Source organism: Bradyrhizobium sp. SHOUNA76, from assembly GCF_023006445.1.
Taxonomy (GTDB): Bacteria; Pseudomonadota; Alphaproteobacteria; order Rhizobiales; family Xanthobacteraceae; genus Bradyrhizobium.
In genome coordinates this window covers 1-2,534 of record NZ_JALBHA010000704.1, presented here as the reverse complement: position 1 = coordinate 2,534, position 2,534 = coordinate 1, and the positions used below count along the sequence as shown (strand labels likewise).

The following is a 2,534-nucleotide window of genomic DNA, read 5'->3' as shown; positions in this document are numbered from 1 at the left end:
TGCATCAAGCGCTGGCCGCCGCCCGGGCGCGCGGCCATGAAGCCGTGATCCTGCTCGGCGATGCTCCCTATTACGCCCGCTTCGGCTTCTCAGGCGAGAACACCGGCGCGCTGGCACTGCCCGGCCCGTTCGAACGCGACCGCCTGCTGGCGATCGAGTTCGCGGAAGGCGCGCTCGACGGCGCCGAAGGGATGATCGTCCCGACCGGCGCGGTCCTATCCAAACGGAGGGTAGTTCGCGCCCTCCATGCGCACGCGGCCTAAGGTCTTGCCATGATGGCGACGACCGAAGCCGCGTAAAGCGGCAACGCCCGGCTGCGCCTGCGCCGATCCCTGTCCTTTGGGGTTGCGTGAGCCCCGGAAACGCCCTTTAACCCCCGCGAAACATCCCCTTCAGTCGAGGCCCAAGACATGTCCCGTCGCCTGATTTCCACCGGCTCCCCGTTCGAGAAGACCGCCGGCTACAGCCGCGCCGTGATCGACGGCGAGTTCGCCTTCGTCGCGGGAACCACGGGCTATGACTACACCACGATGACGATGCCGGCCGATGTCACGAGCCAGTCACGCAACTGCTTCAAGACCATCGAAGCTGCCCTGAAGGAGGGCGGTTTCGAGATGGCCGACATCGTCCGCGTGACCTACTACCTCACCGACATCAAGGACGCAGACGCGCATTTCGCCGTCTGCGGCGAAGTCCTCGGCGACATCCGCCCGGCCGCAACGCTTCTCGTCGTCTCGGCGCTCTACAAGCCCGAGATGAAGGTCGAGATCGAAGCCACCGCCAAGCGCCGCAGCGCCTGATCCACCCCTCACCCTTTGTCCGCCAGAACGTTCCGGAGAAACCATCCCATGAGCCCCGCCTCGCAGATCTACGCGAAGATCACCGGTCCCATCGTCATGGTCGGCTTCGGCTCCATCGGCAAAGGCACGCTGCCGCTGATCGAGCGGCATCTCGACTACGACAAGTCGCGCGTCACCGTGATCGATCCCAAGGACGAGGGCCGCAAGGCGCATTGCGAGAAGCACAATGTCCGCTTCATCCAGAAGGGTGTGACCAAAGATAATTATCGGGAGCTGCTGACCCCGCTGCTCACCGAGGGCGGCGGCCAGGGCTTTTGCGTCAATCTCTCGGTCGATACCGGTTCCACCGACATCATGGAGCTCTGCAACGAGCTCGGCGCGCTCTACATCGACACCGTCAACGAGCCCTGGCTCGGCTTCTATTTCGATTCGTCGAAGGGCCCGGAAGCGCGCTCCAACTACGCGCTTCGCGAAGCGACGCTGGCCGCCAAGAGGGCGCGCCCCACGGGCTCGACGACCGCCGTCTCCTGCTGTGGCGCCAATCCCGGCATGGTCTCGTTTTTCGTCAAGCAGGCGCTGCTCAATGTTGCCGCCGATCTGAAGCTCAATGCGCCCAAGCCGAAGACCAAGGCCGAATGGGCCGACCTGATGCGGCAAGCCGGCATCAAGGGCATCCACATTGCCGAACGCGACACCCAGCGCTCCAAGAAGCCGAAAGAGCCGGATGTCTTCGTCAACACCTGGTCGGTGGAAGGCTTCCTGTCGGAAGGCGTGCAGCCGTCCGAGCTCGGCTGGGGCACCCATGAAAAATGGATGCCCGAGAATGCAAAGACCCATGAAGCCGGCTGCGGCGCCGCCATCTATCTGATGCAGCCCGGCGCCAACACGCGCGTGCGCACCTGGTGCCCAACCCGCGGCGCGCAATATGGCTTCCTCGTCACCCACAACGAGTCGATCTCGATCGCGGATTACTTCACGGTGCGCGACGCCTCGGGCACGGCGGTCTATCGGCCGACCTGCCACTATGCCTATCACCCGGCCGACGATGCCGTGCTGTCGCTGCATGAGATGTTCGGCCGCGCGGCGAAGATGCAGGAGAAGCACCACATCCTCGACGAGAACGAGATCGTCGACGGCATCGACGAACTCGGCGTGCTGCTGTTCGGCCACGACAACAACGCCTACTGGTACGGCTCGCAGCTCTCGATCGAAGAGACCCGCAAGCTCGCGCCATACCAGAACGCCACCGGCCTGCAGGTGACCTCCGCCGTGCTCGGCGGCATGGTCTGGGCGCTGGAAAACCCGAAGGAAGGCATCGTCGAAGCTGACGAGATGGATTTCGATCGCCTGCTGGAAATCCAGCTGCCCTATCTCGGCCCGGTGAAGGGCTTTTACACCGACTGGACGCCGCTGACGGATCGTCCCGGCCTGTTCCCGGAAGATATCGACACGTCTGATCCGTGGCAGTTCAAGAACATCCTCGTGCGGTGATAACGAGCCGTCATGCCCGGGCTTGTCCCGCCTGCGCGGCCGAAGCCGCTTCGGCGCGGCAAAGGCCCGGGCATCCACGGACTTTCTTTCTGCAGCTCCAAGAACGTGGATGGCCGGGACAAGCCCGGCCGTGACGCTGCCAACCAGAACTCGCTACTTCTTCTCCATCGGCGGCGCGATCTTCTCGGCCGGAGCCGGCGGCAGCGCGGGCTTGGTCGCCGCGCCCTGCGTCTGCGGATCGGG

Annotated in this window: 2 protein-coding genes and 1 pseudogene; all 3 read left to right on the top strand. The window is 64.5% G+C overall.

The features are described from left to right. Nucleotides 1–263, top strand: a pseudogene (locus MOV74_RS35915) (N-acetyltransferase); the annotation flags it as partial. Between the two features lie 147 nt (nucleotides 264–410). After that, a complete protein-coding gene (locus tag MOV74_RS35910; protein WP_246931974.1) occupies nucleotides 411–800 on the top strand; it encodes a RidA family protein in 390 nt (129 codons plus the stop codon). Nucleotides 801–848: 48 nt separating this feature from the next. Further along, the gene (locus tag MOV74_RS35905; RefSeq protein WP_246931972.1) at nucleotides 849–2,291 is read left to right on the top strand and encodes a homospermidine synthase; all 1,443 of its coding nucleotides are present in this window, start codon (nucleotides 849–851) and stop codon (nucleotides 2,289–2,291) included. Nucleotides 2,292–2,534: the final 243 nt, after the last annotated feature.